At 66.5% G+C, this 14506-nt stretch carries 11 protein-coding genes; 7 read left to right on the plus strand and 4 right to left on the minus strand.

What is annotated here, in order from left to right; all coding sequences use genetic code 11:
* Positions 1-15 precede the first annotated feature (15 nt).
* A complete protein-coding gene (locus tag ASE13_RS13880) occupies positions 16-315 on the plus strand; it encodes a ribosomal protein L7/L12 (RefSeq protein ID WP_056616891.1) in 300 nt (99 codons plus the stop codon).
* Between the two features lie 183 nt (positions 316-498).
* Here the strand turns inward: ASE13_RS13880 and ASE13_RS13885 are convergent, their stop codons facing one another.
* Together ASE13_RS13885 and ASE13_RS13890 are read right to left on the minus strand one after the other, a co-directional pair.
* Positions 499-1506 (minus strand): serine hydrolase domain-containing protein, encoded by a 1008-nt coding sequence (locus ASE13_RS13885; RefSeq protein ID WP_056616893.1) that lies wholly within the window; start codon positions 1504-1506, stop codon positions 499-501.
* On the minus strand, positions 1503-3065 hold the full coding sequence (locus ASE13_RS13890) for a permease (RefSeq protein WP_235536983.1): 1563 nt from the start codon (positions 3063-3065) through the stop codon (positions 1503-1505). The genes ASE13_RS13885 and ASE13_RS13890 overlap by 4 nt, the downstream gene beginning before the upstream one ends.
* A gap of 249 nt (positions 3066-3314) precedes the next feature.
* On the opposite strand from ASE13_RS13890, the gene ASE13_RS13895 reads away from it, so the two are divergent.
* The 6 genes from ASE13_RS13895 to ASE13_RS13920 all read left to right on the plus strand — a co-directional run bounded on the left by ASE13_RS13895 (position 3315) and on the right by ASE13_RS13920 (position 13009).
* Entirely contained in the window at positions 3315-6416 is a 3102-nt protein-coding gene (locus ASE13_RS13895; protein WP_056616896.1) for a TonB-dependent receptor domain-containing protein, read from the plus strand.
* Between the two features lie 140 nt (positions 6417-6556).
* A complete protein-coding gene (locus tag ASE13_RS13900) occupies positions 6557-7354 on the plus strand; it encodes a ZIP family metal transporter (protein WP_235536984.1) in 798 nt (265 codons plus the stop codon).
* 222 nt (positions 7355-7576) lie between these two features.
* On the plus strand, positions 7577-9181 hold the full coding sequence (locus tag ASE13_RS13905) for a hypothetical protein (protein ID WP_056616899.1): 1605 nt from the start codon (positions 7577-7579) through the stop codon (positions 9179-9181).
* Positions 9163-10779, plus strand: coding sequence for a Dyp-type peroxidase (locus ASE13_RS13910; RefSeq protein ID WP_162254697.1), 1617 nt, complete (start codon positions 9163-9165; stop codon positions 10777-10779). Before ASE13_RS13905 ends, ASE13_RS13910 begins: the two co-directional genes overlap by 19 nt.
* The gene (locus ASE13_RS13915) at positions 10776-12011 is read left to right on the plus strand and encodes a cytochrome P450 (RefSeq protein WP_056616904.1); all 1236 of its coding nucleotides are present in this window, start codon (positions 10776-10778) and stop codon (positions 12009-12011) included. Before ASE13_RS13910 ends, ASE13_RS13915 begins: the two co-directional genes overlap by 4 nt.
* 104 nt (positions 12012-12115) lie before the next feature.
* The gene (locus tag ASE13_RS13920; protein ID WP_056616907.1) at positions 12116-13009 is read left to right on the plus strand and encodes an ROK family protein; all 894 of its coding nucleotides are present in this window, start codon (positions 12116-12118) and stop codon (positions 13007-13009) included.
* A gap of 276 nt (positions 13010-13285) precedes the next feature.
* Here the strand turns inward: ASE13_RS13920 and ASE13_RS13925 are convergent, their stop codons facing one another.
* Entirely contained in the window at positions 13286-13858 is a 573-nt protein-coding gene (locus ASE13_RS13925; protein ID WP_056616912.1) for a hypothetical protein, read from the minus strand.
* 5 nt (positions 13859-13863) lie between these two features.
* Positions 13864-14487, minus strand: coding sequence for a DNA-3-methyladenine glycosylase family protein (locus tag ASE13_RS13930; protein WP_056616915.1), 624 nt, complete (start codon positions 14485-14487; stop codon positions 13864-13866).
* Positions 14488-14506: the final 19 nt, after the last annotated feature.

Here is a 14506-nt window from a genome sequence, read left to right on the forward strand (position 1 = left end):
CGCGCAGGAGGCAAGATGTTCGTTCCCATTCCCATCCTGATCGCCGCCGGCGTCCTGATCCTCGTGCTGATCGCGATGATCGCGCGGGCGGGGCGAAGGCGCGATCCGCTGATGGGCGGGGCGCCGCCGCGGGCTTATCGCGGCACGAACCCGGTGCCGGTCGCGACGCTGCCGCCTGAAGTCGAGCGGCAGGTTCGCGCACAGCTGGCCGCGGGCCGCAAGATCCAGGCGATCAAGATCGCGCGCGACGCGACGCATCTCGGGCTGAAGGAAACGAAGGACCTGGTCGAGGCGCTGGAGCGGCGGGCCCCTTAGGGCGTATCGACTTCAGCCGCGCAACTCCCCTCCCTGCAAGGGAGGGGCAGGGGGTGGGTGCGAGCGTAGCGAGCCCATCGAACGGTTCGGAAAAAGAAGGAAAGACCGGGCATCGAGCCCGGCTTTCCTTACCCACCCCTAACCCCTCCCTTGCAGGGAGGGGAACCCGAAAGGCGATACGGCCTAGGCTTCCCGATCCCATGCCGCGATGAGGGCGTCGCCCGTCTCCGGCCGTAGCTGGAAGATGCCGCTCTCGCGATGCCGGGTGGGGTGGACACGGTTGGTGAGCAGGGTCCAGGCGAGGCCGCGCTCGAAATCGACCCACAGGCCGGTGCCGGTGAAGCCGGTATGGCCGATCGTCTCGTCCGAGCACGCCTGGCCGCCCGACCAGCCCTGGAATTTCCGCTCCCAGCCGCAGGTGCGGTGCTCATATTGCGGCGTGCGGACCGCTTCGAGCATCGCGGGGCTGGCGCCGCTGCCGTCCAGAAGCCCGCGGGCGAAGTCGAGCACGCCGGCGACGGTGCCGAACAGCCCGGCATGGCCCGTCTGCCCGCCCATCGCGAAGCAGTTCTCGTCATGCACTTCGCCCTTGAGCACGCGGCCGCGCCACATGCAGTGCTCGGTGGCAACGGCGGGGCCGGGGGGCGGACCGAAGCCGAGGCCTTCGCCAAGCGGCCACGCGCCGAGCGGCTGGCCGGTGATCCGCTCGATCGCGATGCCGAGCAGGATAAAGTTGATGTCCGAATAGACCGGCGGGCCGTGACGCCATTCGCGCTGGAGGACGAAGGCGCGGAGGCGGGCGGGGTCGTCGCCATAGGTGTATATCGGCTCGACCGCGGGGAAGAAGGTTCGGTGCGCGAGGCAATCGCGGAAGGTCAGCTTGCGCTCGGCAGCGTTGGCAACGTCATATTGGCGCAGGTCGGGAATCGCGGTGGTGAGCGGGGCGTCGAGATCGAGCCTGCCCTGATCGGCAAGGCGCAGGATCATCGTGGTGGTGGCGATGACCTTGGAGACCGAGGCAAGGTCGAACCAATGGTCCTCGGTCAGGTCCTCGGGTTCGGGCACCAAAGCTGCCTTGCCCGCGTAGCGGACCCAGCGGCGGCCGTCGGCGGCGACCATGCCGAGCGTCGCGCTGGGGATGCGGCCGTCGGCGACCGAGGCAAGGGCGGGAGCGAAGGCGGCGTCGATCATGCGGGCTCCACCGGACGGTCATCGGGGCGTGGCTTCGCATTCGCCAGCAGCGGCAGGAACAGCAGGGCGGCGAGGCTGATCACGCCCGAGGCGAGGAAGAACATGTCGAAGCCGTTATATCCGGCCTTGTCGAGCTTGGTGACGATCGATCCGCCCGCGCCGGCGAGCAGCCGCGCGAGCAGGAAGGCGAAGCCCGAGAGGAAGGCATATTGCGCGCCGGGGAAGCGCGGATTCACCAGCATCGAGAGATAGACCACGAACACCGCCCCAGCCATGCCGTTGCCGAACTGGTCGGCGGCGGTGGCGAAGTAGAGCGTGTTCTGATCGACCGGCATGTGCGCCAGCCAGACGAAGCCGAAATTGCCCAAAGCCGCGAAGAACGCGCCGACGCTCAGCGTTATCCCCCAGCGCCACTTGGTCACCATCCAGCCGCCGAGACCGACGCCGATGATGCTCGATCCGAGCGCCACGGCGCCATCGGCCCAGCCGATCTGCGTCTTGGTGTAGCCCAAAGCGAGGATCATCGGCTTGGACAGATTGAGCGCGAGCACGTCGCCCATTCGATAGGCCGAGACGAAGGCCAGGATGGGGATCGCAATATAGCCGTAGCGCCAGAAGAAATCGGCATACGGTCCCACCGCAGTGGAGGCGCGGACCGGGGAATCGGGTGCGGCGTCGCGGATCCAGGGAAGGGCCAAAGCGAGGAGGATGAAGGGCAGCATCGCGATGCCGAGCACCCAGGGAAGGACATTGGTGTCGGCGCTGATGCCGATCCCCGATGCGGCACTCAGGATCACCCAGCCGACCGCCGCGGTTCCCGCTGCCAGCGCGAGCAATATCCCCGCGGCGGTGATCAGGCCGATCGCCAGCGAGGCGAGGCGTCCGCCGCCGCAGCCCGGCGCGCGCGGCAGGAGTGCGAGGATCGGCAGCGGCACGGCAGCGCCCGCGGCGATCAGCAGGTACGAGGCCGTCCAGCCCGGCTCGATCCCGATGCTGCGCAGCGAGGCCGAGATGCTGCCCGCTGCATCGGCGAAGAGCAAAGCGCCGCTCCCCGCCGCGACCATCGCGGTGCGATAGCCCCAGAGGTTCGATGCGGCGACCGGGCCCTGTTCTTCAGGCGTCGGGGCGAGCTCGATGCGCCAGGCATCGGCGGCAACTTCGAGCGTCGTCGTCCAGAAAGCGAGGAGCACCGCGAACAATGCCGTGAGCGGCAGGCTGGCATCGTCCGAAAACACTGCCATCGCCACCATCGAGGTGAAGACGCCGAGCTGCGACAGCATGATCCAGCCGCGCCTCTTGCCGAAGAAGCGCGCGAAGCCGGGCACGTCGTATCTGTCGAGCAGGGGCGCCCAAAGGAACTTGAAGGTCGGGAGCAACTGCACCCAGGCGAAGAAGCCGATGACCGCGAGCACCACGCCGTGATCGGCGAGCCGGACGCTGAGCACAGTCGAGAACATGTAGAAGGGGAGCCCGGCGGAGAAGCCGAGCAGCACGTAGAGCGCCATGCGCGGGAAGCCGCGGGGAATGCCGTGCGCGTCGGCCGCGACCGCCTCAGCCAAAAGCGACGGCCGATCGATATTGCAGCGAATGTTGCATCATGTTGCGTCCCCGGGAAGCGGCCGGGGCACAGGCTTGCCCGGTGCCTTGCGGCAGTCAATGGCGATGGTGCCGCATGCATGCCGCTCTCCCGGTACAGCATGCCCCAAGGCTATGGTTGAGCGAACAAAAACTATGGCGCGGTGCAACATTCTTGTTACTTAATGCCCCGGTTCCGCCGTGGGCAGGCGGGGCAACGGGGGCACAATCACATGGCTGGTATCACGTCGTTCAAGAATCTTCTTGTTTCGGGGACGGCGTTTGCCGCGCTTGCGGGTGCGGTGCCCGCCTTCGCGCAGACGACCGAGCAGTCGACTCCCGAGGCGGCGACGCCGACCGGCGCGGCGCTGCCGGTTTCGGATGCCGACCAAAGCACCGAGCAGGAACCGGGCGGCCGCAACAACGAGATCCTCGTCACCGGTTCGCGCATCCGGCAGGATCCGAACAATTCGGCACTGCCGCTGCAGATCCTCACCACGCAGGAGATCCAGCGCAACGGCATCAGCAGCCCCGAGCAGCTGATCATGTTCCTGTCGACCAACGGCACCGGCGCGGACAACCTCGCCTCGAATGCCGACGTGACCAGCGGTGCCCAGCGCGGCACCAACGGGCTTTCGGCGGCGAATCTGCGCGGGCAGGGCAGCGCTGCGACTCTGGTGCTGCTCAACGGCCGCCGCGTCGCCGCGCACGGCCTCACCGGCGGTGCGGTCGACGTCAACCAGATCCCCTTCGCCGCGATCGAGCGCGTCGAAGTGCTCAAGGACGGCGCATCGGCGATCTACGGCACCGACGCGGTGGGCGGCGTGATCAACTTCATCACCCGGAAGGACTATCAGGGCCTCGGCTTCAACGCCTTCACCGACGTGACCGAAGCCGGCGGCGGAAACATCTACCGGCTCTCGGGCATCGCCGGCTATGGCGATCTCGAGGAAGACGGCTTCAACGTGATGGGCGCGGTCGCCTATAGCTGGAACCGGGCGCTGCGCGGCGAGGATCGCCCGTTCGTCAACGGCTACCAGCCCGATCGCGGGCTTTCGATCGACACCCGCGGCACGCCGATCGCGACGGCGTTCAACATCGGCGCCAATACGCGGCCGAACAGCATCACGAACAACGGCACGCTGCTTGGGACGATTCCGACCGGCACTCCGCGCCCAGCCGGGTCGATCACGTTGACCGCGCCCAACGGCGCCAATGCGGCGGCGGGCGGCATCAACATCCTCGACCTTCCCGGTGGCGCCGGCTGCGAGTCGATGGACGGCGGGCTGCCCTATGACGAGGCACTGTGGAACACGCCCTCGGCTTATTATGCCTGCGCCTGGGACACCGGCCGCGCCGCGGTGCTCCAGCAGCCGATCAACACGCTGACCTATTATGGCCGCGGCGTGGTGAATCTGGGCATGGGGCATCAGATGTCGTTCGAGATCACGGGCTCGGACGCGACTTCGGCCAAGCGCTTCTCGAACGCGCAGCTCACCGCCAACACCACCAATTTGGCGATCGCCTATCCGCTCAACAGCCTGACCGCGGCGACCTATAACAGCGTGTTCAACGCGATCCGCGCGGCCTTCCCCGCACAAGCGGCGGCGCTCAACGGCCGCTACGGCCTGCCGATCGCCTATCGCTGGCGGTGCATCGCCTGCGGTACGCGCGAATATGTGACCAACACCAAGACCATCCGCGCCGCCTTCGGCGTCGAGGGACCGATGTTCGGGGTGGGCGACTGGGATTATCGTGCCGGCGCGTCCTATGCGAAGAGCGAGTCCTCGTCGGTGCTCGGCACCGGCTATTATTATCGCGGCACGCTGAGCAATGGCGATTTCGATCTCAATGCCCCCATCGTCGCCGGTGCGGCGCCGATCAATGGACAGCCCGCTCGCGGCCTGGTCGGCCTGATGAACAGCGGCCTGATCAATCCGTTCAGCACGACCCAGACTCCCGAGGGCCTCGCGGCGCTGGAATCGGTCTCGGCTTATGGCGCGACCTTGTATGGCGGCCAGTATGAAGTGAAGCAGTTCGACGTCTCGGTCTCGGGATCGCTGTTCCCGATCTGGGGCGGCAACGTGCAGATGGCCGCGGGCGTGGACGTACGCAAGGAGACCTATTCGTTCAACGGATCGGACGCGGCGGCGGCAGCCGCGCCGGTGATCTTCCTCGCCGCGTTCGACAACGTCAACGCGCTGACTCCGAAGAACCGCACCGTGAAGGCTGCCTATGCCGAAGTGCTCGTCCCGCTGTTCCCCGGTTTCGAGATCACCGGCGCCGTCCGTATCGACGAATATACCGGGTTCGGATCCACGACCAATCCGAAGGTCTCGGTCAAGTTCCGCCCGATCGACCAGATCATGTTCCGCGGATCGTACAATACCGGGTTCCGCGTGCCTTCGTTCAACCAGATCTTCAATGGGCTCACCGAAGCGCCCTATCTGGGCAGCGACATCGCCGATCCGGTGCGTTGCCCCGGCGGCGTTCCGACTGCCCCAGTCGGCACCGGCACGCCCTGCGATCAGATCCGCCCGACCATTTTTACCGGCGGTAATCGCGAACTGGGACCCGAAACGGCCGAACAGCTCAGCGCGGGCATCGTCATCCAGCCGGCGCCGTTGTTCAGCGCCTCGGTCGACTGGTGGATGATCAATGTCGACAACACGATCCAGACGCTCACCTTGCGGCAACTGATCGACAACGCCGCGCTGTTTCCCGAGCGCTTCCTGCGTGAACCCGAAGGCAGCGGGCCCATTTTCGGCATCGACCAGCGCTGGATCAACGCGGGTTCGCGCCGCACACAGGGCCTGGAAGTATCGCTGCGCGCCGGACACGAGTTCGGCGGGGGCAGCCGCATCTCGGCGGGTCTCGATGGCACATTGCTGCTCAAGAAGCGCGAGAAGCTGACGCCGACCGCGCAATATGGTCCGAGCCTGATCGGGGTGTTCAGCTTCGCCGGCGATCTGGGCGTGCGTTGGAAGCACAATGCGTTCGTCAGCTATTCGAACGACGACATCAGCCTCTCGCTGAGCCAGATCTTCCGCAAGGGCTATCGGAACGGCGCGCTGCCCGGAATCGCGGCGGGGACGGTGACGCGGCCCGAATATAATGCGTTCGTGAAGGACTATATCATCTACAATCTGTCGATGAGCTACACGGGGCTCTCGCCGAACTTCAAGCTGACGGCGGGCGTGCGCAACCTGTTCGACACCGATCCGCCCTTCGCGATCACCTATGACGGCAACACCGGCGCGGGCGGTTCGTGGGAACCGCGCGTCGCCGATCCGCGCGGACGCAGCTTCACGATGGGCGTCGAAGTCAAGTTCTGAACCTGATTTAGGGGGGAAGGGGGCCGCGGCGGAAACACCGTCGCGGCCCTTTTCCATGTGCCCATCGCCGGCGGCGAGGAACCCGCGCCGTGACGGCGGGTTGCTGATACGCTGCCGGCGGAGAGGGAGGCGCAGGCCTCGTGAACGAAACGATGGATGCTATCGTCGCCGCCGGCGCACTCTGCAGCCTGTGCGCCGGGATGGCGACCGGGCTGGGCGCGATTCCCGTGCTGTTCATGCGCCAGCCGAGCGACCAGCAGCAGAATCTGCTGCTCGGCTTCGCGGCGGGGGTGATGCTGGCGGCGAGCTTCTTCTCGCTGATCCTTCCCGCGATCGAAGTGGCCCGGCAACAGGGCGCGAGCCAGGCGGCGGCTTCGATCACCGTCGTCGCGGCGGTGCTGCTCGGCGCCTTCGTCATCGCCAAATTGAACGACTGGGTGCCGCCGCTCGACAAGCTCGGGCTAGGCCCGCCGGGCATTGCCGCGAGCACATCGGTGCGGCGGATCTGGCTGTTCGTCGCGGCGGTGACGCTGCACAATTTCCCCGAAGGGATGGCGGTGGGCGTGAGCTTCGGCGGCGGCGATTTCGACGCGGGACGAGTGACCGCGCTCGGCATCGGGCTGCAGAATATTCCGGAGGGGCTGGCGGTCGCGGTGGCGCTGACTTCGATCGGTTATGCGCGGATGCCGGCGGCGCTGATCGCGGCGGGGTCGGGACTGGTCGAGCCGGTGGCCGGACTGATCGGCGTGAGCATCGTCGCGGTCGCGCAGGCCTTCCTGCCCTGGGGGCTGGGGCTGGCGGCGGGGGCGATGATCTATGTCGTCGCGTCGGACATCATCCCGGACGCGCATGCCCGAATCAACGGCGGCGGCAAGGTAAGCACCGGGTTGATGATCGGGCTGGCGGCGATGATGTTTCTCGATACCACGTTCGGCTAGACGCGCGCGGTAGTTACTGGCGCGCTAGCCTCGATTGTTTTGAGGCCATGAAGTCAAGTATTTGATTTTATTGGGGACGATCTTTGCGGACGCGTCGCCGCAAGTCGGTTCTGTCCTATCTTTGTGTGTTCCGCTGTGGGACATTCCTGCGCGACTCGCGGAATTGCCAGGGGCGGCAGCCGTGCGTTTGGGGGGACGTGCATGCGGCAAACCACCTTATCCGTGGCACTCGAGGTAAAGCCCGAGAGCTATGATCATTTGTCGTCGCTGCTCGACAAGTTGCGCGCGAAGCGCAGCACCAATCCGTCCGGGGGCGAAGGGCCGTTCGCGGATTTCCTGACGCGGGTGCCGGCGCTCCACTTCATGTCGCTGAGCGTGTTTCCCGGCTTCGACTATGATCCGCTGTTCGTGATCGAGGCCAATTTCGACGGGCCTGCGGGATCGTTCTGGGCGCAGCTGGAATCCGCGATCGGGCCGGATCTGCGCGCGATGCTGCGCTGCTGCAAATGCCCGCTCGACAATGACGGGCCGCTGTTCACGTCGATCGCCGGGCCCGATGCCCGCGCGCCGATCGCCCCCTATCTCGAGCGCCGATCGCTGAAGCCGACGGTATTCCATCACGGCAATCGCGGGATGACGCGCGACCGCATCCTCGCCGAGCACAAATTGTTCGAGGCGACCCGGGTCGAGCTACGCTTCGCCAATGCCGATGGGGCGAACCCCTATCGCGTGCTTAGGCCAGCGCAGATCCATGCGAAGCTGCGCGGCACATTGCTCCCCGATTTCGCCTGGCTCGACCAGCCTGCGCCGGCGCGCATCCCGCTCGCCGAGAATATCGGCGATTGGGTGCGGCTGATCGGCTTCATCGTCGCGGCGGTGTTCCTGTTGTCGGTGCCCGGACTGTTCCTCAACCTCGCCATGCCGTGGGATCGCTATCTGATCCTGCTGGCGGTGGTGTTCGTCGGCATCGCGCTGCGGCTCAAGCAGATCGGCGGCGCACTGCCCGGAACCGAGGTCGCGACGCGATTCAGCTTCCTGAAGTTCTTCTTCAGCCAGCTGATCCCGCTCGTCTTGTTCGTGCTTGGCTATCTGGTGGTCGCGGTGGCGATCGGCACGCCGGCGTCGATGCTGCTTACTGCGCGCAACTTCGATGCGGCGTGGCACGGGATGATCATTTGGCTGCTCTGGGGACTTGCGAGCGCGCCGGTGACGGTGGCGATCATCGTGCTGTGGCTGCGCACGCTGGAACGCCGCGACGCTTCGCAGGACGCACCGCTCGTCGATCCGAAGATGCTGCGCGAAATGGCGCGGCGCGAGGACTGGATTCCGCAGAACCACATGGGATCTTTGGTGTCGATCAAGCCCGGCGCCCTGCGCATGATCCTGATCCGTGCGGGGCATCGCGGGCTCGGCCTGGTGCTGCGGATCCAGGCGCGGAGCGGCTATCTCGGCTCGATGCGCACGATCCATTTCGCGCATTGGGCGATGGTCAACAACAAGTCGCGCCTCATGTTCTTCTCGAACTTCGATCAGACCTGGGAGAGCTATCTCGACGATTTCATCGAGAAGGCACATGCCGGGCTGACCCTGGCGTGGTGCTGCGGCGTGGGCTTTCCGCCGACCCGGTTCCTGGTGAAGGACGGTGCGAGCCATGGCCGCCAGTTCAAGGAATGGGCGCGCCATTCGATGACGGTCAGCCGCTTCTGGTACTCGGCGTACAAGGACCTCACCGCCGAGCAGATCGAGCGGAATTTCCGCATCGCGATGGGCTTACGCAAGCCAGCACTCTCGGACAAGGACGCCGCTTTGTGGATCAACGACCTGTGAGCGCCGTACCGCAAAAGGGCCCGCCGAGCTGGCGGCTCGCTCCCCCGCACGACAAATTGACGCAGGGCATGGTGGTGAGCGGGTTCGCATCGCTGCCCACCGGCCGCGCCTTGTTCCTGAAATTCGACTGGAAGGGCGTGGCGAAGAAGAAGGGCGGCGCCTGGCTGGCGGCGCTGTATGAGGTGGCGCCGATCAGCGATGCCGACGGGCGCGAGGAGCGCTCGGCGGGACTGGGCCTCACCTGGGAAGGGATGCGCAAGATGGGGCTGTCCCCCAATGCGCTCGCCTCGTTCGACCGGCCGTTCAAGGAAGGCATGTTCCAGGAGGACCGGCTGCGCCGGCTCGGCGACCGGCGCGAGGACAAATGGCTAGAGACGGTGATCCCCGGCGGGCCGAAATGGAGCGGCAACACCCCGCTCGACGATGCTGCGGTCGATGACGAGGCACGCGCATTCGACGACGAGGAGAAGATCGTCGAGGCGCGCATCACCACACCGATCACCGTGCATGCCCTGCTGCTCCTCTACGAGAAGGACGAGGAGACCGCCGAAGCCTGGTGCAAGACGGTGGGCGATGCGCTGGCGCCGTTCGACGTGAAGATCGTCCATGGCCTGCCGCTCGATCTGCGCCCCGACGAGCGCGGGATCGCGCGCGAGCATTTCGGCTTCGCCGACGGTGTCTCGCAGCCCGCGCCGTTCGAGGCGGGCACGGTGATCGTGAAGGGCGGGGCGGACTATCCCAAGGATCCGTGGAACGGCGTGCCGCTCGGCGAAGTGCTGATGGGGCATGAGAACGGCCATCACGAGATCGCGCTCGGGCCGGTCGTGGTCGATTCGGCCGAGGGCCGCGCCGCCGGGCTGCCGCCGCATCCGCGCGGCGAGGGCTTTCTCGATCTCGGGCTCGACGGCAGCTATATGGTGGTGCGCGAGCTCAAGCAGGACGTCACCAAATTCTGGGAATCGATGCATGCTGGGGCCGAGCGGATCAACCAGCGCGATCCCCAGCATGGCGGGCATATCAATGCCGACTGGATCGCCAACCGCGTGATCGGCCGCGACCTCAACGGCAATCTGCTGTGCCCGATGAGCCCCACCGGGGTGCTTCCGGTCGACAAATACAACCAGCCGGACAACGACTTCCTGTTCTACGATCGCGATCGGCTCGGTCATGGCTGTCCGCTGGGAAGCCATGTCCGCCGCGGCAACCCGCGCGACGGCCTCGCGCCCAAGCCGAGCGACAAGCAGACCTTGCTCGATGCGTCGAACAACCATCGCATCCTGCGGCGTGGGCGCAAATACGGGCCGACGATCGCGGATCCGTTGAAGGACGACGGCGCGGATCGCGGGCTGCTGTTCATCTGCCTCAACACCGACATCACCCGGCAGTTCGAGTTCGTCCAGCAGACCTGGATGCTCAACCAGAACTTCGCCTTCCTGTATGACGAGGCCGATCCGCTGCTCGGGCCCAAGGGGACCCTGACCATCCCCCAGGAGCCGTTGCGGCGGATCATCGAGGTCGACTCGTTCGTGAAGATGGCGGGCGGCGAATATTTCTTCCTGCCGAGCATGCCGGCGCTTCGCTATCTGGCATCGCTATGAACGCGCTCACTTCCCGCGACGTGCTCCGCCCGGGGCCCAAGGGGTTCAAGGCCTTCGCGCAGCGCATGGTGCTCGCGTTGATGCCGCACTTCTTCACCTTCCTGCGACGCTGGAAGCCGGTGATGAAGCTGGGCAACAATTATCTCACCTCGCGCTACGACGATGTCCGCGAGGTGTTCGCCACCGATCCGGCGTTCGGCGTGATCTACAAGCCGCACCTCGACGTGATCATGGGCGATCAGCCTTTCTTCCTCGGCATGGCCGATACCGACCAGTATCGCCACGACACCGATGCGATGCGCAAGGTGGTGCGGCCCGACGATCTGCCGAAGCTCGCGGCGCAGACCGAGGCGCAGGCCGCGCAGATCGTCGCGCAGGCCGGCGGCAAGATCGATGTCGTCGACACGCTGGTGCGGCGCGTGACCTTCACGATGCTGGGCGATTATCTGGGCGTGCCCGATCCGCCGGGCGGCGACCTGCGCGTCTGGGGAACGCGGCTGTTCGAATTCCAGTTCGTCGATCAGGGCAATGATGTCGAGCTGCGCAAGGAGGTCGACCAGATCGCTCCGGCGCTGCGCCTCCACATCCAGAACGAAATCGCGCGGCGGCGCATCGATCCGGGCAAGGACGATGTGCTGTCGCGCTGCCTCGCGCTGCAGGCGGAGGGCGACGCGGCTTATTCCGACGATTTCATCCGCACCTCGCTGATGGGATTCATCGTCGGCGGGCCGCCGCAGCCGCCGATGGTGGTACCGCAGGCGATGGAGCAATTGCTGCGCCGACCCAAGGTGCTGGCCGAGGCGCAGGCCGCGGCGCGGGCCGACGATGACGAGCGCCTGCGCCGTTATGTCCTGGAGGCGATGCGCTTCGATCCGCTCGCACCGGGGCTGCCGCGCGTGGCGCTGACCGACTGGACGCTCGGCAAGGGCACGTCGCACGCGGCGACGATCCCCGCCGGCGCGCAGGTGCTCGCCGCCTTCGCCTCGGCGATGATGGATCCGCGCCGCGTCGCCAACCCGAGGGTGTTCTACCCCGACCGGCCGGCGAGCGATTACATGCATTTCGGCTTCGGGCTGCACGAATGCTTCGGGCGGCACATCAATCAGGCGACGCTGCACCTGATGCTCAAGCCGCTGCTCAAACAGCCCAATCTGCGCCGCGCGCCGGGACGCGAGGGCAAATTGAGCAAGAACGGTCCGTTCGCCGAGCGGCTCGTCGTCACCTACGGCTAGCGCGAACGGGGAACCTCCCCGGCCTGCATGCCCGTCGGCCGCTCTTGTGGAGTCGTGTTTTATCCCGGCTTTCCGCGCGAGGCCGGCTGGGCTAGCGGAGAATCATGGCTTCAACCGTATCGCTGATCGCCGGGATCGAACTTGGCGGCACCAAATGCATCGCGTTGCTCGGCACCGGCCCCGGCGACGTGCGGGCGCAGCAAGTGATACCGACCACCGACCCGGCGACGACGCTGGCGGCGATCGAGGCAGTGCTCGACGACTGGGCATTCGACGCGATCGGCGTGGCCAGCTTCGGTCCGCTCCAGCTTGGCACCGGTGCACCGGATTATGGCGCGATCACCGCGACGACCAAGCCGGGTTGGTCGGGCACCGATCTCGTGCGGCGTCTGGAGGCGCGCTACGGCAAGCCGATCGGCTTCCAGACCGACGTCAACGGCGCGGCTTTGGCCGAAGGACGCTGGGGCGCGGCGCGGGGAATGGTGACGCATGCATACCTCACCATCGGCACCGGCGTCGGCGTCGGGCTGGTCGCCGGCGGACGGCCGGTGCAGGGCGTGGCGCATGGCGAGGCGGGGCATATGCGCGTGCCGCGCGCGGCGGGTGACACCTATGCCGGCTGGTGCCGCTTCCATGGCGACTGCGTAGAAGGGCTGATCTCGGGCCCGGCGCTCGCCGAGCGTTTCGGCTGCCCGGGCAAGGAATTGCCGCATGACGGGCCCGAATGGGATTTGTTCGTCCACGACCTAAGCGGGCTGCTCCACAATCTGGTCACGGTAGCCGCGCCCGAGCGGATCGCGATCGGAGGCGGCGTGATCGCGGCGCGCGAGCATCTCTTCCTGCGGCTGCGCGCGCGGCTGGCGGAGAGCCTGGGCGGCTATGGTTCGCTCGCCGGCTATGCCGCGGAGCTGGACGAGAGACTGGGCCCGCCGGGGCTCGGGCCGATGGCGGGACCGCTGGGGGCACTGGCGGTGGGGCTGGGAGCGGTCGGCGCCTGAGATGGGCTTCCCCGATGTGGCTGTGCCGCTGGTTCGGCAACTGGCTGCAACGTCCGGGATTGGCGGAAAGCGGTTATATCTCCACCTCGTGCTCCTGCGAAAGCGGGAGCCCAGGATGGTGACGGGCTGCACGACCCTGGGCTCCTGCTTTCGAAGGAGCACTGAATTCCAACAATTGGGGCGCGAGCGGTCATTCGCTGAATCCGCGAGCATTCGCTCTGGAACCGTTGATCTGGAAGCGACCCATTCCCGCGTTTCGAAGTCACACCTCCCGACCTAGTCCTTGCAAACCGGGACGAGAACCATGGTCATGGGCGCGCCACCAAAATTGGGGATCATCCGGTTTTCCACTCCGACGTTCTTGCAGGTTTTACCTTGCCGGTTCACGAGCGGTGGCGCGCTGCGGCGCTTTGTGGCCCGCGCGGTTTGATTGCCCTCTCCAGTCAATGGCGGACACACGCCCTCGGCGACGAGCCGTCTGCGGAAGCGGTTTCCTTCTTCCGTGGCCCAGGCATCCGCATCTGCCTTGCCCCGGACACGTAGCCGTCGCTGGTACTCGATGACCATTCGCCGCTTCTCGGTGGGAGATAGCGCATCCATCGAACACGGGCGCGACACGCGCTGGATCTTGCTGCCGGTGCGGCCGGCAATGGCATCAGGTGGCGCGTCCGCGGGGATGGGCGCCGGTGAGCCGATGAACAGAAGCGCAAACAGCAGATCCGATGGCACGCTCGATTCCTGACGAGGCGAGGGTGCCCCATGCGCAGTCTCGCTATCCAATGTGTCGGAATCAATCGCCGCGAATAGAGTGGGCGCGCAGACCGCACGGCTCGGCTCGATCGCGGACATCCGCGTCAGATCACGGCCATGTCGATCTTATAGTGGTGCCATGCGAAGATCGCCGCCGCGCCGCGGTGCGGGCTCCACGGGGCCGACCATTCGCGCAGCATCTTTTCCGACGGGCGCTCGGCATGGCCGAGGATGCGGCCGATCTCGATCTGTACCGCGAGGTCGCCCGCCGGCCAAATGTCGGGCCGCCCTTCGGCGAAGAGCAGATAGATTTCGGCGGACCAGCGGCCGATGCCCTTGATCCGGGTGAGCGCGGCGATTGCTTCCTCGTCATCGGCAGGCAGGCTGGCGAGACCGAGCCGGCCGCTCGTCACTTCCTCGGCGAGGCTGCGGGCGTAGCTCACTTTTTGGCGCGAAAGACCGGCGGCACGCAGCGTCTCGTCGGAGGCGCTCGCCACCGTGCCCGGATCGGTGAGGTCGCCCAGCGCCGCCGCGAGCTTGTTCCAGATCGATTGCGCCGCGGCGACGCTGACCTGCTGGCCGACGATCGTGCGCAGCAAGGTCTCGTAGCCGCGGTCGCGGATTCGGGGTTGGGGGTAGCCTGCGCGTTCGAGGGCGACGGCGAAGGCGGGTTCGACCCTGGCGAGTGCGTCGATCGCGCTTTTGATCTGGGTTTCGCTCAGGCCCATGGCGGGCATCCTTGAAACG

The sequence above is a fragment of the Sphingomonas sp. Root241 genome (assembly GCF_001428865.1).
GTDB lineage: Bacteria > Pseudomonadota > Alphaproteobacteria > Sphingomonadales > Sphingomonadaceae > Sphingomonas.